Genomic DNA, 25,388 nt, shown 5'->3' with positions numbered 1-25,388 from the left:
TATCAGCAGTTTTTGATATGCTGTGCTGCTCAAGTGGTGCGTATTATAGAGCGTGGATGATGGGTTGTAAAGGGGTTTTTTCGTGGGATTGAGAGAAAGTTTGTAGGTTGTTGATTTTGTTGGGGTTAATTTTATACCAACTTATTTGCTATAAAAAAAGACCTTTATTCAAAGGTCTTTTTTAGGGTTATGCTTTGCTTTTATGCAGATAAGTCGTGACAAAACCTGACAGCGCATAGGTAACACCGATGGCCAGCAGCCCCACTGGGATATCATATAACAACGCACCAAAAATCAATAAAGCCACCAACAATACCACAAATGGCACTTTTTGCTTATCAAATTCTTTGAATGAATAATATTTGACATTGCTGACCATCAAAAGACCACAAGCAATGACCCAAAACGCAAAGAACCAAGTCAACTGTGTACTCATACCTGTCGTAAAATCAGCATATTTTAGGCTGACAAGCACTGTGCAGGCAATCAATAATGCTGCCAATGGACTTGCCAGTCCAATAAAATATTTTTTGTCAACGACACCAATTTGTACATTAAATCGTGCCAAGCGAAACGCTGCACACGCTGCATAGACAAACGCACACGCCATGCCAAATCTACCCCACGGCTGCAAAGCAAAGCTATAAACCAATACTGCAGGCGCAAGCCCAAAAGCAATACAGTCTGCCAATGAGTCATACTGCTCACCAAAAGGGCTTTGGGCGTTCAAAAGGCGTGCTGCACGACCATCCATCCCATCCAAAAACGCTGAGATAAAAATCGCAAAGCTTGCCTTGATAAACTCACCATTGGTGCTGGATAAAATCGAATAAAACCCTGCAAATAATGACAATGTCGTAATCAGATTTGGCACAAGATACACGCCTTTGCTCATCACTTTTTTGCCATCGCTATGCTCTGGCTCAATGACTTCAAAAGTGATGCCATCGTGTTCGCATTCAGGATGGATATCTTGACTGTCTGGCTTATTGATTTGTGTCATGGTTTGCCTTTATAACTGTCTATAAACGATTTTTTCTGCTTATTCACCGACAAGCCATTTAACCACTGCCATCTCGCCGAGCGACATCTGTGGTGCATCCACTGGCTTTAGAATCGGTGCCAAAAATTCCAAAATCTCTTGGGCGGCATCGGCAAATTGCCACGGTGGATTGATGATAAATAGCCCCGTGCCATTTAGACCAACTGCGACATCATTTGGGTAGAGATTCAGCTCACAGACTAGCTGTTTTTTGATGCCCGTGCGTTTCATTTTTTTGTAAAATAGTTCGGTAGCGTCGATATTTTTGATCGGGTACCATAGCACAAAAGTGCCATTGCCAAATTTCTTATAACTAGCCACAAGCAAATCTACCAAACGACTAAAATCCTTGTGCTCTTGCTCAAATGGCGGATCCAGCAAAATCACGCCACGGCGTTCTTTTGGTGGTACGACAGCAGGTACGCCTTCGAAAGCATCACGATGATGGATGCCGATAGGTAACTGATATAGCTGATAATTAAGCGCATCATATTCATCGGCGATCGCTTCAAAGGCTTCACAGCGTAGCGGTGCATCCGCTGAATGATATTCGCTGTGATGAGCAATCCACCAAGGCGAGCCTGGATAGACAAACTGGTCGTATTTATTACGAGCAAATGCCAAATCATCCAAATACTGTGCGACTGCTTTTGGTAGATGATCCACGCCTACCGCGACTGCCTTTTCGAGTGCGACAATACCGCGTTCAGCTTCTTTGGTTTTTTGGGTTTCGGTGCTTGCTAGTGAATACAGACCTCGCCCACCATAGGCATCAAGCACATAGTATGGCTTGGCTTTGGCAGAAAATTGCGCCAATAACTGTAATAATAAAATATGCTTGGCAACATCAGCGAAGTTACCTGCATGATAGGCGTGTTTGTAATTCATAGTGTCTCGATTGATTTTTTGATAACAAATTTGTCTGTGATATGGTAGCATAGACAGCGATTTTTGGCGAATTGTTTTTTGTTGGGGATAAGCACATGACAGCAACTATGGCGACAACTCACGATTTTGGCATCGACTGGGCAGCACGGCTAGATGCGATGCTTGATGACTTTGTGCAGACTGGCGTGATGGTGATTGATGACTGTTTTGACGATGGTGCGGTGCGTGCGTTGCAGGCTGAGAGCGGCTATATCGACTATAAAGATGCGCATCTGACGCACGGTGAGCGTGAAGTGAGCATTCGTGGCGATCGCATTCGCTGGATTGATGGTGCCTGCCCTGTTGGACTGCGTTATTTGGCAAGTATTGAATCACTTGGGCAGTATTTTAATGCCACGCTGTATGCAGGGATTCGTCGCTGTGAAGCGCATTACGCCTGTTATCCGTCAGGCTTTGGCTATCAATGGCATAAGGACAATCCTGCCGGTCGTGATGAGCGGGTTATCTCGGCGGTGTATTATCTCAATGATGACTGGACGGATAGCGATGGCGGTGAAATTCTCGTTGTGGATAAACTTGGCAATGAACAAAAGCTACTGCCCAAAGCCAATCGCCTTGTGCTATTTGATAGCGACTTATTACACCAAGTTAATATCACCAATCGCACCCGCTTTTCGATTGCCACCTGGATGCGTCGTGACGATGATGTGTTATAAGTCATCCACTTTATCAATTTATTATTAATTTATATTTAATTTATAAAATACCAATCAACTCTAGGAAATACCATGAGCCACTCTCCAGAACTTGCTCTATCCATTGAGCTAATCCAGCAGGCATCCATCACCCCTGATGACAAGGACTGCCAAGACATTCTAATTCGCCACCTTAATAAGCTTGGCTTTGAGTGCGAGCTGATGTACTTTGGCGATAAAAACGATAATGGCAAAAATGCCGAAGTCAAAAACCTATGGGCCATCAAGCATGGGACGGACAAGGATGCACCCGTGCTGTGCTTTGCCGGTCATACCGATGTCGTGCCAACGGGCGATGAGTCGGCATGGACTTATCCGCCATTTTCGGCAACGGTGGCTGATGGTAAGCTATGGGGGCGTGGCGCATCGGATATGAAAACTGGCATGGCAAGCTTTGTGGTGGCGTGTGAGCAGTTCATCAACAAGCACCCTGAGCACAAAGGCAGTATCGCCCTACTTATCACCAGCGACGAAGAAGGCGTGGCGATTAATGGTACGGTCAAAGTCGTCGAAACGCTCGCCGCTCGTGGTCAAAAGATGGATTATTGCCTTGTCGGCGAGCCATCTAGCACTGATAAGCTTGGCGATGTCATCAAAAATGGTCGTCGTGGCTCACTGAACGCCAAACTCACCGTCACTGGCAAGCAAGGTCATATCGCCTATCCGCACCTAGCCATCAACCCCATTCATGCCGTCGCCCCTGCACTTGCTGAGCTGACCGCCACACATTGGGATAATGGCAATGACTATTTCCCTGCCACATCGATGCAAATCTCAAACATCAATTCAGGTACAGGCGCAACCAATGTCATCGGTGGCACTTGCACGGTGCTGTTTAATTTCCGCTATTGCACCGAAAATACCGCAGATAGCCTGATGGCAAAGACACATGAGATTTTTGATAAGCATTTTGCAAATAGTGATGCCACTTATCACATCGACTGGACGCTCTCGGGTGTGCCATTTTTGACCGAAAAAGGCGAGTTCGTCAGCGCCTGTGTCGATGCCATCAAATCTGTCACCGGTATCGAGACCCAGCTGTCAACATCAGGTGGTACATCCGATGGTCGCTTTATCGCACCGATTATGAATGCACAAGTGGTCGAGCTCGGTGTCAAAAATGCCACCATCCACCAAGTCGATGAGCATATCGACATCAAGGAGATTGAGCAGCTAACCCAAGTTTATGAAGCGATTTTGGGTCGTTTGGTGGTATAAGTTGACCAAATAATCTTGGGATAAAAAACAAGCCATGCAATCGCTGCATGGCTTGTTTTTGGTGGATTTGATTAATTAATCAATCACTTATAGCCTGCTTTTTTCATCAGCATGATGGCTTTTTGTTGGTTTTGACCTGCAACAAAGACATTGATCATGTCACGCTTGAAGCTGCTTGGCAACCAACGAGCCATATTGCCAGTCACAGCGACGCGTGGGTTGGCTGGGTATTCAAAGTTGTTTTGGGCGTATAGGCTTTGAGCTTCAGAGCCACTTAGCCATTCGATAAATTTTTGGGCTTCAGCAACATTATCGCTGTGCTTGACCACGCCTGCGCCTGAGACATTGACATGAGTGCCTTTGCCTTTTTGGTCAGCGAAGAATACTTTGACATTGTTAGCAACGCTTGGTTTTTGGTTCAGTAGGCGTCCATAATAATAGGTGTTGGCGATACCCACATCACAGCGACCTGCATCGATGGCTTCTAGCAGTGCGGTGTCATTTGAAAACGGTGCCGCTGCCAAGTTATTCACCCAGCCTTTGACCACTTGCTCAGTTTTGGCTTGGCCATTATGTGCAATTAAAGTTGCCACCAAAGATTGGTTATAGACATTGTTTGAGGTGCGTAGGCATAGCTTGCCTTTCCACTTGGCATTTGCCAAATCAGCATAGGTGGACAGCTGGCTTGCGTTGACTTTCTTTGGATTATAAAAAATCGTACGAGCGCGCACAGACAGACCAAACCACTGGTTTTTTGGGTCACGCAGGTTTGATGGGATGTTTGATTTTAGAACTGATGAGTTGATTGGGCGAAGTAGGCCAGCTTGAGCGGCTTGCCATAGGTTACCACCATCAACAGTGATGAACACATCCGCCTTGGTGTTTTTGCCTTCGGCTTTAAGCTTTTCCATCAATGGACCTGCTTTATCGCTCACCAATGTCACTTTGGTGCCGGTTTTCTTTTGATAAGCCTGAGTCAATGGCTTAAGCAATTCATCCGCACGAGCAGAATACACAACCAGTTCGCTAGCAAATGCTGGTGCAGTCATTGCCAATGCCAAAGATGCAACAAGTAATTTTTTCATAATCAATCCTTTAACAAGTATGTCTTTCGACCTAGGGCTACAAAACCAAATGGATTTGCAGAAAATTTGCAATTTTTGTAAACAAAACATTGCCATATTTAGCACTTATATAATAAAATATTTTCAGCATTTAAACAAGAAGAATTATCATTATCGATTTTTATACGCTTCTCGATAACGATAACCAACTTTTTGGCATTGTTGATTTGTCATCACCTGCCTTTTATATGACATCATTATTATGAATTCATCATCCCTTATTTCTCGTCTGTGGCTACTGATTTGTGCCTGCTTGGTGATTATCCCACTTGGGGTGATTGTGTCATCATTGGGCAGTTTTAATGCTGAGATTTGGCAGTTTTTGCTTGAATACGAATTGCCTTTATTATTGAAAAATACTTTATTGCTCGTCATCGGGGTCGGGGTCGGCGTGACCATACTTGGTACGACCACTGCTTGGCTGACTGCAATGCATCGATTTCCGCTGCAGCGGTTTTTTGCTTGGGCGATGATGCTACCTTTGGCGGTGCCTGCTTATGTACTTGCTTTTGTGCAGCTTGGGATTTTTGATTATACAGGTGGAATTAGCACTTATTTAAGAGATAGTCTAGGATTTGAAAACGGCTTGCCCGATGTGCGAAACGGCTTTGGTCTGACCATCGTGATGAGTCTGACGCTGTATCCTTATGTCTATCTACTTGCCAAAAATGCCTTTGGTAGCATGGGCGTGCGTGCCTTGGAAGCTGGGGCATCGATGGGACTATCTGCACCCAAAGCCTTTGTCAAGCTTGCCTTGCCGATGGCTCGTCCATGGATTGCTGGCGGTATGATACTTGCCTTGATGGAAGTATTGGCAGACTTTGGGGCGGTGAGTGTTTTTGGCTATGACACGTTTACCACTGCCATTTATCAGGCGTGGTTTGGATTTTTTTCGATTGACACCGCTAAGCAGTTAGCAAGCTTGCTCATTACTTTGGTATTTATTTTTTTGGTACTTGAGCAGTTAAGCCGTGGGCGTCGCCGTTTTGAGACCACGGGGCGTGCCAGTCATCATCGCCCGATTGCCCTGCATGGCTACAAAAAATGGCTTGCCACCGCTTATTGCATGGCCATTCTTTGTCTTGCTTTTGTCGTGCCTGTCGTTCAGCTGATCTTGTGGGCGACGGCTATTTGGCAAGATACCGTCTTTGCTGAGCTATTGACCCAAATTTGGCACTCAATCAGTGTTAGCCTAATGGCATCACTGCTTGTAGCGGTGGTTGCGTTATTTATCGCCATCAGCACTAGGAGCGACCACAGCAAATTTGCCCTTGCCAGCGCCAAAATCTCAACGCTCGGCTATGCCATCCCAGGCTCGGTGCTGGCTGTTGGCGTGTTTGTCCCTGTGGCATGGCTGGATAATTGGCTGATTGCCACCTTGCCAAGCTTATCAGACGCCGATGCTATCTTTAAGGGTACGCTTGGCGTGATGCTGATTGCGTTATTGATTCGCTTTTTGGCATTGGGCGTGCAATCAGTGGATGCCGGCATGAAACGCATCAAATCTGCACACATCGAAGCAGCAGCATCACTTGGAGTGGCGCCATTTGACACCGTGCGTCGTGTCTATCTACCACTCATCAAAGGCTCACTCGGTGTGGCAATGCTGATGGTCTTTGTCGATACGATGAAAGAGATGCCGATTACCTTGATGATGCGTCCGTTTGATTGGGATACTTTGTCCGTGCGGATTTATTCGTTCACCAGTGAAGGCTTATATGATAAGGCATCGCTACCTGCGCTTGCCATCATCATTGCAGGGCTGATTCCTGTGATTTTATTTGCCAAAATGGATCAAAAATAACGCCATTATCAGTAGAATATTAAAAATTTTGAGAAAATTATGCTAAATATTCATCAACTATCCATCAGCTTTGACAAAAAAACCATCCTAAGCGATATCAGCTTTGAGCTTCAAAAAGGTCAAATCGCCTGCCTGCTGGGCGCTTCAGGCTGTGGTAAGACGACACTGCTACGCTGTATCGCAGGTTTTGAGACGCCTGACACAGGCAGCATCACCCTTGATGGTCAAGCACTATTTGATGGCAAAGGGGCGACGCCTGCCCATCGTCGCCATATCGGTATGGTATTTCAGGACTATGCACTGTTTCCACATCTGACGGTGGCGGACAACATCGCCTTTGGACTGTCAAACATGGATAAATCTGCACAGGCGGCACGAGTAGATGAGATGCTAAACCTCATCGATATGCAAAGCTACAAAAACAGCTATCCGCATGAACTGTCGGGCGGTCAACAGCAGCGCGTGGCATTGGTGCGAGCGCTGGCACCTCGTCCAAGCTTGGTGCTGCTCGATGAGCCATTTTCAAATCTCGATGTCGAACTACGCACCAGCCTATCCAAAGAAGTATGCCGCCTGCTCAACTCCCAAAATGTCAGTGCCATCATGGTGACACATGATCAAGCCGAAGCCTTTGCGATGGCAGATGTGGTCGGCATGGTTGCTGATGGCAAGCTACAACAATGGGACACACCCACTGCCCTGTATCACACGCCTGCCACCGAGACCGTCGCGCGCTTTATTGGTGAAGGTGTGCTGATTGATATCCAACATGGTGGCGAGCATGGCTTTGATAGCATCTTTGGGCGTATCAATCTGCCTGTGCCACCACACGCCACCAAAGCACTCATCCGCCCACATGATGTCAAGCCCTACAAGGCTGATCGTGATACGCACGCCATCGACGCCACAGTAAGCGACCGAGATTTTCGTGGGGGTAATTGGCTCTATACGCTCAGCACAAATACTGGACAAACGCTACTGATGCAATCATCACTGGCCGCCAATCACGATAGCCACCAAATCGGTGATGGTTTGACTGTCGCTATCAGACGGGTCAGCACCTTATAAATCGCCCATATCATAAAAAACCGTTCATGGCTGATACCAAGAACGGTTTTATTTCAACTAAAGCATCACAACTCATCAAGCCATGCCATCTGGATGGCTTCTAGGATGCGTTCGTTCGACTTATTTGGGTCATCGCTAAAGCCATCAAGCTCACAGACATAGCGGTGTAAATCAGTAAAGCGAATGTACTGCACATCTTCATCAGGGTATTTTTCTGCCAAAGCGATGGCGATATCTAGGGTGTCGTGCCAAGTTAGAGTCATGAGTTTTCTCCTGTGTTTTTAATCATTGTAACACATGCCATCGCGCTCGCCAACTCATCGCACCATCGCCATCAACTTATCCCCAAACATAAAAACCATCAAACCCATCAGCATCACGCCCAGTCCCAAATATTTATGCCATGTCAAAGGGCGTACTGGCATCTGAATCAAGCCAAAAGCATCGATCGCCATGCCCGCTGCCAATTGACCAATGATGATCAAAAACACCATGTTCACCAAGCCGATCTTCGGGGCAAGCAGCACAGTCGAAAATACGAACGCCGCTCCGATCACACCACCAATCCATCGCCACCAAGGCTGTGATGGCAAGCCTGCCACCGCCAATCCCAAATTGGCCTGATGCAGCATGACCACGCCCAAGCATAGCGTACCGACCAAAAAAGACAAAAAAGCCGCCACCACAGGCTGCTCACCCAATCCATGCGCCAAGCGTGCATTGATCGCTGCCTGTATCGCCGCGCCTGCACCAACTGCAAATGCCATCAGCCAATAAAAATACTGCATAATCACCCTGTTGATTTTGATAAGTGTCACAACTTTAACACACCATCAGCCAAACCACCAACACAAACCAAAAAAAAATCACGCCCATCATAGGCGTGATTTGTTATATTCAGCAATCAATCAGCTGTTCATCATCAGATATTCAAAGGCTGATAGACCCGCTTTTGAGCCTTCGCCCATCGCGATGTTGATTTGCTTATATGGCACTGTGGTTACATCGCCACAAGCAAAGATGCCTGGCTTGTCGGTACGGCATTTGGCGTCGATTTCGATCTCGCCTTGTGGGGTGGTTTTTACCAAGCCTTTGGCGACTTCAGAGTTTGGCACCAGACCGATTTGGACGAATACCGCTGATAGTGGCAGCGTTTGGTTCTCGCCTGTGGTGCGGTCTTGATAAATCAGTGCATTGACCTTGCTACCGTCAGTGGTGATTTCTGTCGTGGCAGCTGATTTGATGATGGTGATGTTGTCTTTTGCCATCGCCTTATCCACCAGTACTTGGTCAGCACGCAAGGTGTCACCAAACTCAAGTACAGTCACATGCTTGACGATACCTGCCAAGTCCAAAGCCGCTTCGACGCCTGAATTACCACCGCCGACGACAGCGACATCTTTACCCTTGAAGAATGGGCCGTCGCAGTGTGGGCAGTACGCCACGCCATTACCGATGTTCTCATCTTCGCCTTTGACACCAAGCTTACGCCATTTGGCACCTGTCGCTAGGATGATGGTGCGAGTTGTCCAGCTTGCACCTGTGTTTAGCGTAACTTGATAACCACCTTTGACTTCTTCGATGCTGCTGACACTCACGTGCTCTTTGACAGTGATGTTGTACTCTTTGATGTGTGTCGCTAGATTGGCAGCAAGCTGATTACCATTGGTTAGCGGAATTGAAATCAGGTTCTCGATATCTTGGGTGTCTTTGACCTGACCACCGATACGGTCAGCCACCAGTGCCACACGCAAACCCTTACGAGCGGTATAAATCGCCGCCGCACTACCTGCAGGGCCACCGCCGATGACGGTCACATCTTGAGTCTCAAGCTGTGGCTCATCCGATGCTGATAGCAAATCAGGGTATTGCTCTTGTAGTTTTTCGATGAGCTTGGCAGTATCCACTTTGCCATTGGCAAATGGCTTACCGTTCAAGAACACCGCTGGTACGCCTTGGATGCCTTTTTCGGCGACCAATTCAGGGAATACACCACCGTCGATCATTTCGTTTTCGATGCCGTCATTTAGGATGGCAAATTGGTTCAACGCCTGCACGACATCAGGGCAGTTGTGGCATGATAGCGATACAAAAGTTTGGAACTTTAGCGGCGCTTGGATACGCTTAACTAGGCTTTGGATGCCTTCGTCCAGTTTCAAGGTATGGCCACCTGCTTGTAGGATCGCCAGAATCAATGAAGTAAATTCGTGACCGCCTGGGATACCGCTAAAGACGATACCTGTGTCTTTGTTTTCGGTGGTGATCTTAAAGCTCATTGGGCTAAGATCGGTATCGACTACGGTCGCATCAAAGCCAATCTTGTCGCTGGTGCCAGCGATTTTGGTCAAAAAATCCACCAATTCGGCACGCTTTTCGTGCTCACCTGCACCAATGACCATTTGGATTGGGCGAGTCATGTTTTCGCTATAAGTTTTTACTGCATTTAATAGATTTTGATCTAACATAAGTGTCACCTTTATTTCTGTGATTTGTTGGGTATGATGGCCATCGCCAAACTGTATGATTATTACATGTGATTATTATAACCGATTATTGATGATTGAAAATTTAGGAATTTAAAACATTGTCATCACAATCTTCAAATCATGAATCAGTCATTGCCAGCTGCCTGATGTGAATCTGCTTGCCAATTTGCCGCTTTCTTGCTAATATAATCTCAACAAACCAATTTATCCAAAACTTAAAAACTTGGTGCCAAGCACCCAATCACAGGAGAATACCATGCTTCCAGAATATCGCGATTTGATGACTCAACTAAAAAGTGAAGGTGATGCTCACTTCCTAAAACTATTTAATGAGCATAACGATCTTGACACCGAAATCGACAATCTTGAAAAAGATCCAGTCGCTTCAGCCAGCCGCGCTGGTGAAATCGATGAGATGAAACATAAAAAACTTCATCTAAAAGACGAGCTAAAAGCTTATCTAGAAAAAGTTGCTGCTGAGCGCGCATAATCAGATTTGCTTTTGCAATCAAATCAGCCACTCGTTGGCTGATTTTTTTATAAGTAATCCGCTGTGCAATTTTTAAACAATAAAAAACTCCAAACCATATGGCTTGGAGTTTTTGTCAAATTATCCTAAGCGATAATTAGATTTTACCAACTAGGTCTAGGCTTGGCTTCAAGGTTTCTTGACCTGCTTCCCAAGCTGCTGGGCAGACTTCACCGTCGTTTTCACGAACATATTGAGCTGCTTTTACTTTACGAACCATGTCTTTTGCGCTACGGCCGATGCCTAGGTCGTGGATTTCAGCAACTTTGATGAAGCCATCTGGATCGACTAGGAAAGTACCGCGAAGTGCTGCGTTGTCTTCTTCGATCATCACATTAAAGCCACGAGTGATCTTACCAGTACCATCGCCTAGCATTGGGTATTGTACTTTTGAGATCGCTGGAGAAGCATCGTGCCATGCTTTGTGTACGAAATGTGTGTCAGTTGATACTGCATACACTTCTACGCCAAGACCTTTTAGCTCGTCGTAGTGAGCAGCCATGTCTTCTAGCTCAGTTGGGCAAACGAAAGTAAAGTCGTGTGGGTAGAATAGGAAAATCGCCCAGTTACCTTTGACATCGTCAGAAGTGATGGTTTTGAATTCGCCGTTGACATAGGCTTGAGTTGAGAACTCAGGGATTTGTTGGTTGATAATTGCTGCCATAATATTCACCTTTTCAATGGTTGGTTTGTTAACTTCACTAAGCCAAATACCTTGATGCGACCGATGCCGCCCATTCGCCTTAGCACCCTTTTATAATACAACAAAAAAACACAATTTCAACAGTTAAAACTTTCAAATCTATTGTTTTATTTTATCAAACTTAGGTAAAATAGATATCAATAATACTCGATCATGGTGCTTATGAGTGCCATACTGCCAAGGATTTTTATGATTACCCTACGCCAACTGGAATTTGCCCTTGCTGTCGCCAAACATCGTCATTTTAAGCGTGCCGCTGAAGAGTGTAACATCTCGCAATCAGCGCTAAGCTTAGGCATCGCCGAACTCGAAAAACAGCTCGATACCCAAATCTTTGAGCGCAATAACAAACAGGTACTCATCACCCCCATCGGTGAAGAGCTGTTGGAACGCGCTCAGAGAATCTCAAGTGAGATCAATGACTTAATGACGCGAGCGCACAGCCATCAAGTACCACTGGCATATCCGATGACCATCGGTATTATCCCCACCATCGCTCCTTATTTGCTGCCCAAAGTGCTGCCAACATTAAAGCGCACTCACCCAAACTTTGAGCTGTCTGTGGTCGAAAAGCAGACCGAGCGCCTAATCGATCAGGTGCGCTATGGCCATATCGATACTGCTATCATTGCCCTACCTTATCCGTTAGAAGGCTTGCACGCGTTTGAGTTTTGGGCAGAAGATTTCTTTGCCATCTTGCCTGAGCATGATGCGCATATCCAAGCAGGTAAAATTAACAGCGATGATCTATCCAAGACCAACTTACTGCTGCTTGGCGAGGGTCACTGTCTGACCGATCATGTGCTGTCCGTGTGCGCACTTAGTAAAAACGAGATCCATTCTAGCTTTTCGGATGCCAGTCTAAACACACTGATTCAAATGAGTCTTGCTGGCATGGGAACGACGCTCGTGCCAAAAATGGCGCTCGATCAAATCAATGATGGCAAGACCGTCCATGCCGTACCCTTGGCCGAGCCTGGCCCGCATCGCAGACTGGCGTTCATCACCCGCCTAAATTATGCGCGTGTCAATGATGTACGCCTGTTAAGCGAGATATTTGGACAAGCATTAGCCGAAGCCGACCAATCACGCTCATAATGTACGCGTTTTGTGGTTTAATAAGCTGTGCCAGTGGCGATAGTCTGGCATGGCTTGTTCGACGCTCGCCCAAAAATCAGCGCTGTGATTGGCATGATGCAGATGGCACAGCTCATGCACCAGCACATACTCCAAACATCGCTTGGGATGCGCGGCAAGCTGCGTGTTTAGGGTGATTTTGGCGGTGCGTACATTACAGCTGCCCCACCTGCTGCGCATGTATCTTAGGCGAATCGACGAGGCTTGTTTGCCGACGATGCTTTGCCATTTTTGAATCAATAAAGGCAGCTGCTCATTGATCTCATGGCGATAAATCCATTGCAGCCGAGCATCATCATCCATCAGGCGCTGGCTGTTGCGACAAGATGCGCCATGATTATCCATCCAAGCATGCACATCAAAGCACTCACCCCACAAGCGATCAGGCTCAGACTGTCGGGTCATCAGTGATTGGTGTGCCGCCACCGCCCAATCAAGGCGATCGGTAATCGCGGCGATTAGCTGACTTTCACCAATACGCATGGGCGCACTGACGGACAAGACGCCTGCTTTGATGCGAAAGTTGATATTTTTGACAGATTTTCGTTGTACTGACAGCACGATGCCATGACCAGACAAGCGCTCAGCAAGCATGGTCATGGCATCAAAATGGCTGCTCACAGCGTTTGTGCCAAGATTTGTACGCACAATGATGCAAAATCAATACCACGAGCTTTGGCTGCCATCGGTACAAGGCTGTGGTCTGTCATGCCTGGCACAGTGTTAAGCTCAAGTAGGTATAATTTGCCATCATCACTTTTTAGGAAATCCACACGTGACCAACCACGGCCGCCAATGGCTTCAAAGGCACGCTTGGCGATGTCTTGCATCTCACGCTCTTGCTCAGCGGTCAAATCCGATGGGCACTGATATGTCGTGTCATTACGCAGGTATTTGGCTTCATAGTCATAGAACTTACCTGTTGGGATGATGCGAATGCTTGGCAAAGCTTCATCGCCCAGTAGTGAGCAAGCATATTCACCACCTGTGATGGCAGGCTCCGCCAAGATAGCACCGTGATACTGTTTCAGCGTCGGATAAACCTTGGCAAGCTCGCCTGCAGTCTCAACCATCACCACACCCACGCTTGAGCCTTCGGCTGCTGGCTTGACAAACAGTGGCAGGCCAAACTGTTGCTCAACCGCATCAAAATCACTGTGGTCATCCAGCACCACATAAGGGACATTCGGCAGGTTAAACCCTTGCCAGATCAGACGGCAACGAAACTTATCCATCGCAATCGCTGAAGCGAGCACGCCACAGCCAGTATAAGGAATGTCAAAACCATCAAGCACCCCTTGTAAGCTACCATCTTCGCCAAAGGTGCCATGTAGCACATTGAACACACGGTCATATTCACGCAGCTTTGAGATGTCGGTTTCTTGTGGGTCAAAGTGATGGGCATCCACACCTTTTGATAGCAGAGCACCTAGCACCGCCTTGCCGCTATTTAATGACACTTCTCGCTCGCTACTAAAGCCACCGCAGACGACTGCCACTTTGCCAAATTGTTTTACATCAACGCTCATTTTATACTCTCAATTTTTATGAATGGATAATCGTGTTATAGATACAAATTATTGTCGCGTAGCTCAAGGCAAATCTGCCCCACATTGCCCGCCCCTTGGGTGATCAATAAATCATTGGCTTTAAGTACACGTTTCATGGTGCTTGCCAAGTCATTCTTATCAACCAACGTCGGCTCCACCTGTCCACGATGGCGAATACTGCGAGCAAGCGCCTTGGTATCTGCACCTACAATCGGCGCTTCACCAGCGGCATACACATCCAGTAGTAATAACTCATCAACGCCCGATAGCACATCCACAAAGTCATCAAAACAATCTCGAGTACGGCTATAGCGATGTGGCTGGAACATCAATACCAATCGACGATCTGGATAGCTTTGGCGAGCGGCTTTGATGGTTGCAGCCACTTCGGTTGGGTGATGGCCATAGTCATCAATCAATAGCACATCCCCGTCATCGATCGCTACTTGTGCTTGTTTTTCAAAACGGCGACCCACGCCAGCAAATTTCTCAAGCGCGCGAATAATGGCAGCGTCATCCACACCTTCATCCGTAGCAAGGGTGATGGCAGCCAGAGCGTTATAGACATTGTGCTCACCTGGCACATTGAGCGTCAAAGACAATGGCTCACGGTCTTTGCGTAGCACGGTAAAGTGCGTCTTAGCACCGTCAACGACCAAATCCACCGCACGCACATCGTTGTGCTCTTTTAGACCAAAGGTCAGCACAGGACGAGCAATGGCATCAATCATGCCAAACAGCACTTCATCATCGCCGCACACCGCTGCCAAGCCATAAAATGGCATATTTTGCAGAAACTGAATATAGGCTTGCTTAAGCTTCTCAAAGCTACCTTCATAAGTATCCATGTGGTCTTCGTCGATGTTGGTGACGATCGCCGCCATTGGACGCAGTGATAAGAATGACGCATCCGACTCATCTGCTTCAGCGACCAGATAACGAGACTGGCCAAGGGCAGCATTTTTGCCCGATGCATTTAGCTTACCACCGATGACATAAGTCGGATCAAGCCCTGCTTCGGTCAGCATCATCGTCAGCATACTGGTGGTCGTAGTCTTGCCATGCGCACCTGCCACCGCGATACTGTGACGATAACGCATCAGCTCGCCCAGCATATCCGCACGGCGTACCACAGGTAGGCGAGCGGCAAGCGCTGCTTGGATTTCAGGGTTGGTATTGTCAATCGCTGATGACACCACGACCACATCGGCATGATCGATGTTGCTAGCGTTATGACCGATATAGACAATCACCCCGAGACTGACCAAACGCTCAGTCACAGCACTGGCTTTGATGTCAGAGCCAGTTACCTTATAGCCTTGGTTGGCAAGTACTTCAGCGATACCACACATCCCTGCCCCACCGATACCGACGAAGTGGATGGTTTCGATGCGACGCATTTCTGGGATTTCAATCAGGCGTTTTGGCAGGGATTTTTTGGTTGGCATGGAGATTCCTTTGGTGTATGAACTTTGAAATAAATAAATCAGCGAATGCTATTTTCAATGATGTCAGCCACAGTCTGTGCGACATCTACTTTGGCTTGACTGCGCGCGATGATTGCCATCTGCTGACAACGGCTGCGATCCATCTCATCAAGCGTCTGGGCAAGCGCCTGTCCTGATAGACTTGATTGTGGCATCAAAATCGCTGCCCCTGCATCCACAAGCACTTTGGCATTGGCAGTCTGATGGTCGTCCACAGCGTGCGGTAATGGCACAAAAATCGCTGCCACACCTGCCGTCTGAATCTCTGTCACAGTCAATGCCCCTGCTCGACAAATAATCACATCCGCCCATGCATACGCTGCCGCCATATCATCAATAAATGGCTTGAGCTCCACGATATGCTTAGTGGTGTCGATATTTGCCTGAGAATAGGCAACGAGCATCTGCTCATGATTGTCCTTACCGCATTGATGGCATAGGCTAATTGGGCGATTGACCTTATCAAGCATCTCAACCACCGCTTGGTTAATCGCCATCGCACCCAATGAACCACCCACCACAAGCACCTTAAGCGCTGACTCATCGCTGATGTCATAACGCAGCTCAGGACGAGCGATTTGGGTAATGGCATCACGCACAGGATTACCCACAGTGATGACCTTGGTGTCGCTGGCAAACGCCCCATCAAAGGCCTGTAGCACCTTATCCGCATGACGAGCCAAATTTTTGTTGCTCATGCCGACGATGGCGTTTTGTTCATGGATAATCAGTGGTTTTTTCAATAGTTTAGCAGCCAATCCCCCTGGTGCAGTCACATAGCCACCAAAGCCGACCACCACATCAATGGCATGGTCAGTCATCAGCTGGCGCGCCTGCATGACGGCTTTTAGTAGCATGAATGGCAGCTTGACCATACGCGCCAAACCCTTGCCACGCAAGCCCTGCATATCTATATGATGCATCTGGTAGCCGTGCTTTGCGACCAAATCATTCTCCATGCCGGTTGGCGTACCTAGCCAATGAATGGTCGCTCCACGAGCCGCCAATTCGTCCGCCACTGCCAGTGCAGGAAATACATGACCGCCCGTACCTGCTGCCATCATAAGGACATTGATTTTTTTTGTCATAAAATTATCCAAAGCCATCTTAAAAATCATCTATTTTCAATGACTTTTGTGGCAAATTCAAGCAAATTTTCTTTACTTTTTTGTCAATAAAAATTACCGTCAATCGATTTTACTTTGTCGGTTAAACTGCCGCCAAATAAGTTTCGATAAATTCAATAAAATCGACCGCAATGTGCGTCCCAAATTGATCATCAATCTCACGCACGCAAGTTGGGCTTGTGACATTAATCTCAGTGATTTTTGCACCAATCAAATCCAATCCCACAAAATACAAACCTTTTTCAAGCAGAATCGGTGCGACTTGTTCAGCCACCGCCCGCTCTTGATCATTCAGCGGCATCGCAACACCGCGACCGCCTGCCGCCAGATTGCCCCGAGTTTCGCCATCGGCAGGAATGCGCGCTAGGCAATACGGCACGACTTGACCACCGACAATCAGTACACGCTTATCACCTTCTTTGATGGCAGGCAGATAGCCTTGCGCCATGATGGGCAAGCTTTGGTTTTGTGTCAACAGCTCAAGCGTCGAGCCGATGTTATGACTGTCTGCTGTCAAGCGAAAAATCCCCATGCCACCCATGCCATCAAGCGGCTTGACGATGACATCACCCTGCTCTTGAATAAACGCACGGATATGCGACTGCTTCGCCGTCACAATGGTCGGGCTCATATGCTCGCTAAACCAGGTGGCGAACAGTTTTTCGTTACAATCACGAATTGAGCTTGGATCATTGACCACCAAGACACCTGCATCTTTGGCTTTATCCAACAGATAAGTCGCATAGATGAAATTCATGTCAAATGGTGGATCTTTACGCATCAAAATCACATCAAAATCAGTGGCTTGATGCGTGGTTTTTGGCTCAAGTTCATAAAACTTTTGTGGATCTTTAAAGACTTTGGTTGCTTGAGCGTCAATATGTAATTGACCCAAACTCAGCCACAAATCATGAATGCCACAAGTGTACAAGCCATGCCCCTTATCAGCAATCGCCCACATCATGGCAAGTGAAGTGTCTTTTTTATAATTAATCGTCGCAATATCATCCATGACGATAAGGAAGTTAAGTTTTTTCATAGTTGCTACTTTTGTTTATCCAAAATTATTCATCGATACCGTATTGGGCGCGATATGCTTGCATGGCGGATAACTGCTCAGCCGTGCCGTGAGTGGCAACATAATCAGTGATGTCATCCATCGTCACCAGTGCCAGCACAGGCACACCAAGGCTTTCGCCAAGTTCTTGGATGGCGGATTTGTCGCCTTGGCCTTTTTCTTTGCGGTCAAGTGCAACGATGATGCCAGCGACACTTGCACCTGCTTTATCCAAAATCTCCACCACTTCACGCATCGCCGTGCCTGCGGTCATCACATCGTCAATCACCCAGACTTTTTTGCCAGTCAGATCGGCACCCACAAGCATACCGCCTTCGCCGTGATCTTTGGCTTCTTTGCGGTTGTAGCCCCAGTTGGCATTGATACCATGCTGTGACCAGAGCGCTTGAGCGGTCGCCGCCACGAACGGAATGCCCTTGTACGCCGCCCCAAAAATCACCAAATCATCCGTCTTTGCATGCTTTGCCAGTGCATCGGCATAGCCTGTGGCAAGTACGCTTAATAGCTCACCTGTCGATAGCAGACCTGCATTAAAAAAATACGGGCTGACACGGCCTGATTTTAGGGTAAATTCACCAAATCTCAGTACATTGTTTTTTAGAGCGACTTCAATAAATGCTTGGGGATTGAATGATGACATGATAATTCCTAATGTTGGCATAAATTATGGCTATTTTACTCTGATTGTGCACGATTTACAAATAGCAAAAAGCCCAGTTCGATGAACTGAGCTTTAAAAATGGCAACAAGCAAAAAATTATGCTTGAGCAGCAGCTTGAGCAGCAGCAACTTCAGCAGCGAAGTCTTCTTGCTTCTTCTCGATGCCTTCACCAACTTCAAGACGCTTGAAGCTAACAACAGTTGCACCTTCAGCTTTTAGTACATCGCCAACTTTCTTTTCGTTGTCCATGACATATGGTTGGTTAACCAAAGTCACTTCGTTTAGATATTTTTGGATACCGCCAGTGATCATCTTCTCAACCACAGCTTCTGGCTTGCCAGATTCTTTAGCTTTGGCTTCGATGATGTCTTTTTCGCGAGCTAGGATGTCAGCTGGTACATCAGCTTCGTTCACTGCCAGTGGGTTGAATGCAGCAACTTGCATTGCAACTGCTTTGCCCACTTCTTCGCTACCGCCTTCGAATGATACCACAACACCGATACGCAGACCGTGACGGTATGCAGCAAGGTTAGCACCTTCGATGACTTCTGCACGGCGAACTTGGATGTTCTCACCGATTTTTTGAACTAGAGCAATACGCGCTTCTTCAACAGATGCACCGTCGCCATATGGTAGCGCAGAGATTGCTTCAACATCAGTCGTGTTGTTCGCTAGCGCCAATTCAGCAACTTTGTTTGCAAATACAGTGAAGTTTTCATCTTTTGCAACGAAGTCAGTTTGGCAGTTTACTTCTAGAAGTAGTGCTTTGCCTTCGCCTTGAGCGATTACGATAGCACCGTCAGCAGCGATGTTGCCAGCTTTCTTAGCAGCTTTGGCTTGACCTGATTTGCGTAGGTTGTCAATCGCAAGCTCGATGTCACCATTTGCTTCTTCTAGTGCTTTTTTGCACTCCATCATGCCAAGACCAGTACGGTCACGCAACTCTTTTACAGTCTTTGCAGAAACTTGAGTCATTTGGATTCCCTCAAATATGAACGATGATAAGCCCAAAGTGGATTGGGCTTATCTGTGATGTATTAGTAATTGTTAACTACTTGGCCAGCTTGATCGATTGAATCTTCAACTGGTGCAGTCGCATTGTCGCGGTTTGCTTGCTTGTCTGCGTCTTGAGCATCAGCGCCGCCTTGAGTTTTTGCATACTCTTTGCCAGCGATGATGGCATCAGCCATTGCAGTCACATATAGGTTAACGGCACGGATAGCGTCGTCGTTGGCTGCGATGATATAGTCAACATTGTCTGGGTTTGAGTTGGTATCAACGATACCGATCACTGGGATACCAAGCTGCTTGGCTTCTTTGATTGCGATCGCTTCGTGGTCAACGTCAACAACGAATAGCGCATCTGGAAGACCGCCCATATCTTTGATACCGCCTAGAGCACGCTCTAGTTTTTCCATTTGGCGAGTACGCTCAAGTGCTTCACGCTTGGTTAGCTTAGCAAAAGTACCGTCTTCAGCTTGTTTTTCAAGCTCTTTTAGACGAGTGATTGACTGGCGAAGAGTTTTGTAGTTAGTTAGCATACCGCCCAACCAACGATGGTCAACATATGGCATACCAGCACGGGTCGCTTGCTCACGGATAACCGCAGATGCAGCGCGTTTAGTACCAACGAACAAAATCTTGTTGCGAGCTGCTGCTTGCTTGTTCACGAAAGTTAGTGCTTCGTTAAACTGCTTAACAGTGTGCTCAAGGTTGATGATGTGAATGCGGTTACGAGCACCAAAGATGTATTGGCTCATTTTTGGATTCCAAAAACGAGTTTGGTGACCGAAGTGAGCACCTGCTTCTAGCAAGTCGCGCATTGAGATTTGAGTTGGGTTCTTGTCTGACATAAGAGTTCCTAAAAAAAGTTTGGGTTACGCCTCCACGAAATCAAAAATACCGAATCCATCAGCACGCATCTGACCATCGGGTCAAATTATTCAAACTGATAGACACCCCGATATTCAAAAACACCGTAAGCCTACGCTGTAAATTTCGTGTGTGTAGTGTAAAGTTAAATTAAAAAAATACGCCCATTTAAAAAAATGGACGCATTATTATAGCAAAATTTTAGTATAAAGCCAAGATATTTGTCATGAATAACACCGCTCACTCTGAATCTTTGCCTAAATAAGAACAACAACTACTTCACAATATCGCAGTATATTGGCAGTCACCAAAACAAATCATTCTATGCCGTCGGCTCCAAATACTGTTCCGCCTCTTCTAAATTGACCGTGACTAGGCTTGAAATCCCTGCCGTCGGCATGGTGATGCCTTTGAGCTCATCGGCAATCTGCATGGCAAGCTTATTATGACTAATAAAGATAAACTGCACATCGTCAGCCAGCTCATGAATCAGCCCTGTAAAGCGTCCGACATTGGCATCATCCAGTGGTGCATCAACCTCATCTAGCACACAAAATGGCGCTGGATGCTGTTTAAAAATTGCAAAAATCAGACTAAGCGCCGTCAAAGTCTTCTCACCACCTGATAGCACCGCTAGGCGTGAGTTTTTCTTGCCTTTTGGCTGTGCCATCAGCACAAGACCTGCGCGCCATTTGTCCGCCTTGGACAAGGTTTCATCTTCCATCAGGCTTAAGCTTGCCTGACCACCGCCAAATACTTTTGAGAACAAGGCGTTGAGCTCTTTATTCACTGCATTGAGCGCTGTCAAAAACAGCGATTTGGTCTTCTCATCGATCGCTTTGATGGCATCTTCAAGTTTTTTCATACTGTCGGTGATGTCTTGGATTTGCTCATCCGTTGGCGATACACGCGCCTCAATCTCGGCAAGCTCAGCGGCAGCGGCTAGGTTCACCGCACCGAGTTTGGCGATTTGCGCTTTGATATCCTCGCGCTTTTGGCTATGGTCAATGAACTGCTGATTGGGATTGGCTCGAAACTCTGCCAAGGTCGCAGGCAGATTAAACGCCTCATCAAATCGCAACAGCTCATCGCCCAAATCCTGCATCCGACTCTCGCCCACTGCTGCATCAGCACTGATTTGGGCAGACTGTGCTTGGGCGGTGGCAAATTTGCCGTGTGCTTCAGTCAGCTCATCTTGTAGCTTGGTTTGGGCGATTTGCAGTGCTTTGGCAGCCGCTTCATATTCATCGCTTGAGATTTTGAGCTCGTGGCTGGTCATCTTGGCCGCTTTGAACGCTTCTTCAAGTTTTGGTAATTTTTCTTGTAAATTTTCTTGGTGTTTTTTGGTAACTTCGATGTCTGCTATCGTCTGCGTGGCGCTGTTTTTTGCCATATCAAGCAGGCGTTCGGCGTGGGTTTTGCTTTGGCTTAGCGTGCCAAATTTGAGCTGCATGGCTTGATAGGTCTCATTTTTGGTCTTAACCAGTCCATTGGCTTCATCAATGCGAGCCGTCAGCACGGTCATCGCTTGATTCGCCATCTCAAAGCGTGGGGCAAACTCGCCAAGCTTTGTATGATATTCATCAAGCTGTACGGTCAACTCATCAAGCTCTTTTTGGCGGTCTTGTTTTTCTTCATCGAGCGCTTGACGGTTTTTGGCATGGTTGTCACGGCGGATTTTATCCGCATCCAGCTTGGCAGTGAGTGCTGTCAGTGCTTTTTCGGCACTGTGCAGCTGTGCGGTGGTGGCGGTTTTTTGGGCGATGACTTCTTCAAGCTCAACTTTGGTTTGTTCAAGCAGATTCAGCTGATTTTTCAGCTGTTTTTGGTCGGCACTCAGCGCATCTTCTAGGGTGTTCAATTCTTCTTCTAGTACAGCCAATCGCTCGATATGTGCCTGTTTTTGGGCAAGAAATTGACTGCCTGTCTCACCAAAACGACTGATATGCACCATGCCAAAACTACCAATCAGCCAGCCCGCCTTGGTCAAAATCATCACGCCAATCAATGCGCTTGTATCCATCTCATCAAGCGCATCATCGCCCGTATATAAAAAGGTGCGCCCAAAAATCTCCAAAGTCGGTGTGCTAAATAACTGATCCAAGCGAATCAGCTGCTCACCAATCTGCTTGGGCAACTTGGCAATGGCATCACTGGCTGCGATGGCACTTGTCGTGATGGCAGTATCACTTTTTTTACCAGATTTTAATAATAAATTCACACCATCTTTGGCAGGTGTGGTCAAGGCGGTCGCCATGTTGAGCTGAGCAGTCACTTTGGCATCCAGCCAAAATCCCAAAAACTGATCCAGCACTTTGGCATATTGATGCCCCGTACTGCTCGGCATCAAACCATGCTCAAGGCTTGGCAAAGATTGCAAATCCGCTTGATCATCGCTCGATGCGCTATTTTGTTGGGCGATTGGCGTATGCACAAGCTTGTGCAAAATATCATACTCACCCATCAGGACGGCATGGCGTTTTTCTTGGGCTTGAGTGCTTGCTTGTAGTGTCTTGACCGTTTCGCTGAGTGTATCATAGCGAGATTTGAGCTCATCATGATCTGATAGATTATCAAGCTTAAGTTTAAGATTGGCAATCTGCTCTTGGTAAGATTTTTGCTCGGCTTGGTCTTGCTGGGCATCAACAAAGCCTGCCTGCTCCGCATCAAGTGCATCGCTGCGTTTTTGCCATTTTTGCTCAGCATCTTTTAGGCGGGCGATTTGGGATTCGGCAAGTTTTTTGCGGTTATCCAGATTGTTTTTGTCTTGGGTGATGACAGATAGCTCATCACGCTGTTTTTGCCATGCCTCTTGGGCATCAGCAAGCACCTGTTTGGCATCAGTGAGTGCCTGCTCTAGTGCCATCGTGTCAGGCGTGATCGTAGCAAGCTGACTGTCAATCTCGGCAAGCTCGGCGGTGGCGTGCTCGATATTGGCAAGCGCTTCTTGGTGCTGTGCTGTCAGGCGGTTGATTTTTTCATCACTTTGGGCAAGCTCGCTATTGACGGTATAAAAATTGTGCTGGGCGGTTTGCTCTGCCATCTGTGCATTATGGTATTTATCTCGTGCTTCGTCTTTGAGCCATTGACCTTCGGCGACACGAGCCGACAAGGTATCAAGCTCACGACGCACACGAGTGACCTCCATCTCAAGCTTGGCAAGCTCATCACTGGATTTGCCATGCTCGCCTTTTTTGAGTTCGTGATATTGCCACGCCTCGAACAGCCGACGCACCAAGTCATCACGATGCAGTGCCTGCAGCTCATCATTGAGCGCTTGATATTGCTTGGCGGATTCGGCTTGGCGGATGAGTGTTTTTTGTTGTTTTTTTAGCTCGCCTTGCAAGTCGGATAAGCGTTCTAGATTATCTCGAGTCTCAGCCAGCTTTTTTTCGGTATCGGCTCTGCGTACCTGATAGCGAGAGACACCTGCGCCCTCTTCGATGAACTCTCGTAGCTGCATGGGGCTAGACTCAACGATACGCCCAATCATCCCCTGCTCAATCACCGCATAACTGCGTGCGCCCAGTCCCGTACCCAAAAACACATCCACCACATCACGGCGACGCACTCGCTGACCATTGATGAAATAATCCGACTTACCGTCTTTGGTGACTTGTCGGCGTAGGCTCAGTTCTTGGTACAGGTTTAGCTCATGGCGGATGCCATGCGTCTCATCTTGGGTATGCTCAAATATCAGCTCCACACTGGCAAGACTCTTGGCAGCACGACCCTCGACACCAGCAAAGATGACATCGCTCATCGCCCCACCACGCAGCTGCTTGGCTGATGTCTCGCCCAGCACCCAGCGGATCGCATCAATGACATTGGATTTGCCACAGCCATTTGGCCCGACGATGGCTGTGATGTCGTGCTTAAAGGTGAAAGTCGTTGGATTGGCAAAAGATTTAAAGCCAGCAAGTTTTAGGGATTTGAGTCGCATGCGTGTGTTGTTGATGGTTTAAAAAGGCGATATTTTAGCAAATTTTGGCTGATGACGCTAATCACAAATCCAAGTGAATGATCTTAGCGTGTAAGTTGGTGTGATCACCCATAATAAAAAGCCATCCCTTGATGGCGATGGCTTATGGTATGAAATTAGGCTTAGGCCAAAACTTCGTTTGCTGGCACAGCTTCGATCAGCTCACTGAGCGCCCGCTGATAGACATTTCTTTTAAAGGCGACAACGCCCGTCAGCGGATACCAGTAGCTCACCCACTGCCAGTCATCAAACTCTGGCACGCCCACATCAAAGCGGATATGGTCGGTATAAGCATCATCCAGATACAACAAAAACCATTTTTGTTTTTGTCCGATACACAACGGCTCTTGCCCTGCTCGTACATAGCGTTTTGGCAAGCGATAACGCAGCCAATCACGAGTCACAGCGAGCACTTTGACGTGCTCAGGCAACAAGCCAACTTCTTCGTACAGCTCACGATACATCGCTTCAAGCGGTGTCTCGCCTCGGCTAATACCCCCTTGGGGAAATTGCCAGCTGTCATGTCCGATGCGTTTTGCCCACAGAACCTGCCCTTGTGCATTTACCAAGATGATGCCGACATTCGGTCGAAAACCGTCTGCATCAATCATAACTAAACTCTTAATTTATAAATCATTGAAATATCACCAGTTTTTTACCGATGACTTTACTTAATGACTATTAAACCAAAAAAACGCGCAAATGTGTAATGTTTTTTAAAATAATTTGCGATTTTTGGCAAAACCGCTAGAAAAACAGCCATTTGCCCCAATTTAGCCATCATCACTTTGACAAACAGCCTTTGATCGCATCTGATGGCATCGGTTGCCAAAGCGCATCAAAACCATTACAATGACTGATATTTTTTATAAGGAAA

General features: G+C 47.1%; 24 protein-coding genes. 6 read left to right on the top strand and 18 right to left on the bottom strand.

The features are described from left to right. Nucleotides 1-187: 187 nt before the first annotated feature. Together pssA and AZ602_RS07935 are read right to left on the bottom strand one after the other, a co-directional pair. Nucleotides 188-1,003, bottom strand: a complete 816-nt coding sequence (pssA, locus tag AZ602_RS07940) for a CDP-diacylglycerol--serine O-phosphatidyltransferase (protein ID WP_103034445.1) — start codon at nucleotides 1,001-1,003, stop codon at nucleotides 188-190. A 39-nt stretch (nucleotides 1,004-1,042) separates the two neighbouring features. After that, a complete protein-coding gene (locus AZ602_RS07935) occupies nucleotides 1,043-1,930 on the bottom strand; it encodes a 23S rRNA (adenine(2030)-N(6))-methyltransferase RlmJ (RefSeq protein WP_103034444.1) in 888 nt (295 codons plus the stop codon). A gap of 95 nt (nucleotides 1,931-2,025) precedes the next feature. On the opposite strand from AZ602_RS07935, the gene AZ602_RS07930 reads away from it, so the two are divergent. Both AZ602_RS07930 and dapE read left to right on the top strand, forming a co-directional pair. Further along, entirely contained in the window at nucleotides 2,026-2,646 is a 621-nt protein-coding gene (locus tag AZ602_RS07930; RefSeq protein WP_103034443.1) for a 2OG-Fe(II) oxygenase, read from the top strand. A 72-nt stretch (nucleotides 2,647-2,718) separates the two neighbouring features. Then, a complete protein-coding gene (gene dapE, locus AZ602_RS07925) occupies nucleotides 2,719-3,903 on the top strand; it encodes a succinyl-diaminopimelate desuccinylase (RefSeq protein ID WP_103034442.1) in 1,185 nt (394 codons plus the stop codon). 83 nt (nucleotides 3,904-3,986) lie between these two features. On the opposite strand, the gene AZ602_RS07920 is transcribed toward dapE, so the two are convergent. Further along, the gene (locus tag AZ602_RS07920; RefSeq protein WP_103034441.1) at nucleotides 3,987-4,988 is read right to left on the bottom strand and encodes an extracellular solute-binding protein; all 1,002 of its coding nucleotides are present in this window, start codon (nucleotides 4,986-4,988) and stop codon (nucleotides 3,987-3,989) included. 235 nt (nucleotides 4,989-5,223) lie between these two features. Between AZ602_RS07920 and AZ602_RS07915 the strand changes: the two genes are divergently transcribed. Next, nucleotides 5,224-6,831 (top strand): iron ABC transporter permease, encoded by a 1,608-nt coding sequence (locus AZ602_RS07915; protein ID WP_103034440.1) that lies wholly within the window; start codon nucleotides 5,224-5,226, stop codon nucleotides 6,829-6,831. A gap of 39 nt (nucleotides 6,832-6,870) precedes the next feature. Further along, complete coding sequence (locus tag AZ602_RS07910) at nucleotides 6,871-7,899, top strand: ABC transporter ATP-binding protein (RefSeq protein WP_103034439.1); 1,029 nt, start codon at nucleotides 6,871-6,873, stop codon at nucleotides 7,897-7,899. Between the two features lie 65 nt (nucleotides 7,900-7,964). Here AZ602_RS07910 and iscX read toward each other — a convergent pair whose 3' ends face one another. From iscX to ahpF, 3 genes are all read right to left on the bottom strand, one after another. Continuing rightward, the gene (gene iscX / locus AZ602_RS07905; RefSeq protein WP_078253014.1) at nucleotides 7,965-8,162 is read right to left on the bottom strand and encodes a Fe-S cluster assembly protein IscX; all 198 of its coding nucleotides are present in this window, start codon (nucleotides 8,160-8,162) and stop codon (nucleotides 7,965-7,967) included. Nucleotides 8,163-8,216: 54 nt separating this feature from the next. Then, entirely contained in the window at nucleotides 8,217-8,687 is a 471-nt protein-coding gene (locus AZ602_RS07900) for a DMT family transporter (protein ID WP_103034438.1), read from the bottom strand. A gap of 120 nt (nucleotides 8,688-8,807) precedes the next feature. Further along, nucleotides 8,808-10,364, bottom strand: a complete 1,557-nt coding sequence (gene ahpF, locus AZ602_RS07895; RefSeq protein ID WP_103034437.1) for an alkyl hydroperoxide reductase subunit F — start codon at nucleotides 10,362-10,364, stop codon at nucleotides 8,808-8,810. A 277-nt stretch (nucleotides 10,365-10,641) separates the two neighbouring features. Between ahpF and AZ602_RS07890 the strand changes: the two genes are divergently transcribed. Continuing rightward, a complete protein-coding gene (locus AZ602_RS07890) occupies nucleotides 10,642-10,875 on the top strand; it encodes a YdcH family protein (RefSeq protein WP_078318047.1) in 234 nt (77 codons plus the stop codon). A 136-nt stretch (nucleotides 10,876-11,011) separates the two neighbouring features. Here the strand turns inward: AZ602_RS07890 and ahpC are convergent, their stop codons facing one another. Then, complete coding sequence (ahpC, locus tag AZ602_RS07885; RefSeq protein ID WP_078318048.1) at nucleotides 11,012-11,578, bottom strand: alkyl hydroperoxide reductase subunit C; 567 nt, start codon at nucleotides 11,576-11,578, stop codon at nucleotides 11,012-11,014. Nucleotides 11,579-11,806: 228 nt separating this feature from the next. Here ahpC and AZ602_RS07880 point away from each other — a divergent pair, with 228 nt between their 5' ends. Continuing rightward, complete coding sequence (locus tag AZ602_RS07880) at nucleotides 11,807-12,715, top strand: hydrogen peroxide-inducible genes activator (protein WP_078318049.1); 909 nt, start codon at nucleotides 11,807-11,809, stop codon at nucleotides 12,713-12,715. Here the strand turns inward: AZ602_RS07880 and AZ602_RS07875 are convergent. The 11 genes from AZ602_RS07875 to AZ602_RS10210 form a co-directional block, all read right to left on the bottom strand. Continuing rightward, complete coding sequence (locus AZ602_RS07875; protein ID WP_227525201.1) at nucleotides 12,710-13,375, bottom strand: M48 family metallopeptidase; 666 nt, start codon at nucleotides 13,373-13,375, stop codon at nucleotides 12,710-12,712. The two genes, AZ602_RS07880 and AZ602_RS07875, sit on opposite strands and share 6 nt — an antisense overlap. Next, nucleotides 13,372-14,283: a D-alanine--D-alanine ligase gene (locus tag AZ602_RS07870; protein ID WP_103034436.1), complete on the bottom strand. Its 912-nt coding sequence runs from the start codon at nucleotides 14,281-14,283 to the stop codon at nucleotides 13,372-13,374. The genes AZ602_RS07875 and AZ602_RS07870 overlap by 4 nt, the downstream gene beginning before the upstream one ends. A gap of 35 nt (nucleotides 14,284-14,318) precedes the next feature. After that, nucleotides 14,319-15,752, bottom strand: a complete 1,434-nt coding sequence (murC, locus tag AZ602_RS07865) for a UDP-N-acetylmuramate--L-alanine ligase (RefSeq protein WP_103034435.1) — start codon at nucleotides 15,750-15,752, stop codon at nucleotides 14,319-14,321. Between the two features lie 38 nt (nucleotides 15,753-15,790). After that, nucleotides 15,791-16,879: an undecaprenyldiphospho-muramoylpentapeptide beta-N-acetylglucosaminyltransferase gene (gene murG, locus AZ602_RS07860; RefSeq protein WP_103034446.1), complete on the bottom strand. Its 1,089-nt coding sequence runs from the start codon at nucleotides 16,877-16,879 to the stop codon at nucleotides 15,791-15,793. A 121-nt stretch (nucleotides 16,880-17,000) separates the two neighbouring features. Beyond that, nucleotides 17,001-17,957: a glutathione synthase gene (gene gshB, locus AZ602_RS07855; RefSeq protein WP_103034434.1), complete on the bottom strand. Its 957-nt coding sequence runs from the start codon at nucleotides 17,955-17,957 to the stop codon at nucleotides 17,001-17,003. Nucleotides 17,958-17,982: 25 nt separating this feature from the next. Continuing rightward, a complete protein-coding gene (pyrE, locus tag AZ602_RS07850) occupies nucleotides 17,983-18,636 on the bottom strand; it encodes an orotate phosphoribosyltransferase (protein ID WP_103034433.1) in 654 nt (217 codons plus the stop codon). Between the two features lie 117 nt (nucleotides 18,637-18,753). After that, entirely contained in the window at nucleotides 18,754-19,632 is an 879-nt protein-coding gene (tsf, locus tag AZ602_RS07845; RefSeq protein WP_103034432.1) for a translation elongation factor Ts, read from the bottom strand. Nucleotides 19,633-19,694: 62 nt separating this feature from the next. After that, nucleotides 19,695-20,510 (bottom strand): 30S ribosomal protein S2, encoded by an 816-nt coding sequence (gene rpsB, locus AZ602_RS07840; RefSeq protein WP_078318055.1) that lies wholly within the window; start codon nucleotides 20,508-20,510, stop codon nucleotides 19,695-19,697. Nucleotides 20,511-20,851: 341 nt separating this feature from the next. Beyond that, nucleotides 20,852-24,472: a chromosome segregation protein SMC gene (smc, locus tag AZ602_RS07835; protein WP_103034431.1), complete on the bottom strand. Its 3,621-nt coding sequence runs from the start codon at nucleotides 24,470-24,472 to the stop codon at nucleotides 20,852-20,854. 161 nt (nucleotides 24,473-24,633) lie between these two features. Then, nucleotides 24,634-25,122 carry an RNA pyrophosphohydrolase gene (locus AZ602_RS07830; protein WP_078318059.1) on the bottom strand — a complete coding sequence of 163 codons (489 nt, stop codon included), beginning with the start codon at nucleotides 25,120-25,122 and terminating at the stop codon, nucleotides 24,634-24,636. A gap of 56 nt (nucleotides 25,123-25,178) precedes the next feature. Next, nucleotides 25,179-25,343, bottom strand: a complete 165-nt coding sequence (locus AZ602_RS10210; RefSeq protein WP_227525200.1) for a hypothetical protein — start codon at nucleotides 25,341-25,343, stop codon at nucleotides 25,179-25,181. Between the last annotated feature and the right edge of the window lie 45 nt (nucleotides 25,344-25,388).

Source organism: Moraxella sp. RCAD0137, from assembly GCF_002894025.1.
Taxonomy (GTDB): Bacteria; Pseudomonadota; Gammaproteobacteria; order Pseudomonadales; family Moraxellaceae; genus Moraxella; species Moraxella porci.
This window is presented reverse-complemented; position numbering and strand designations above follow the sequence as displayed.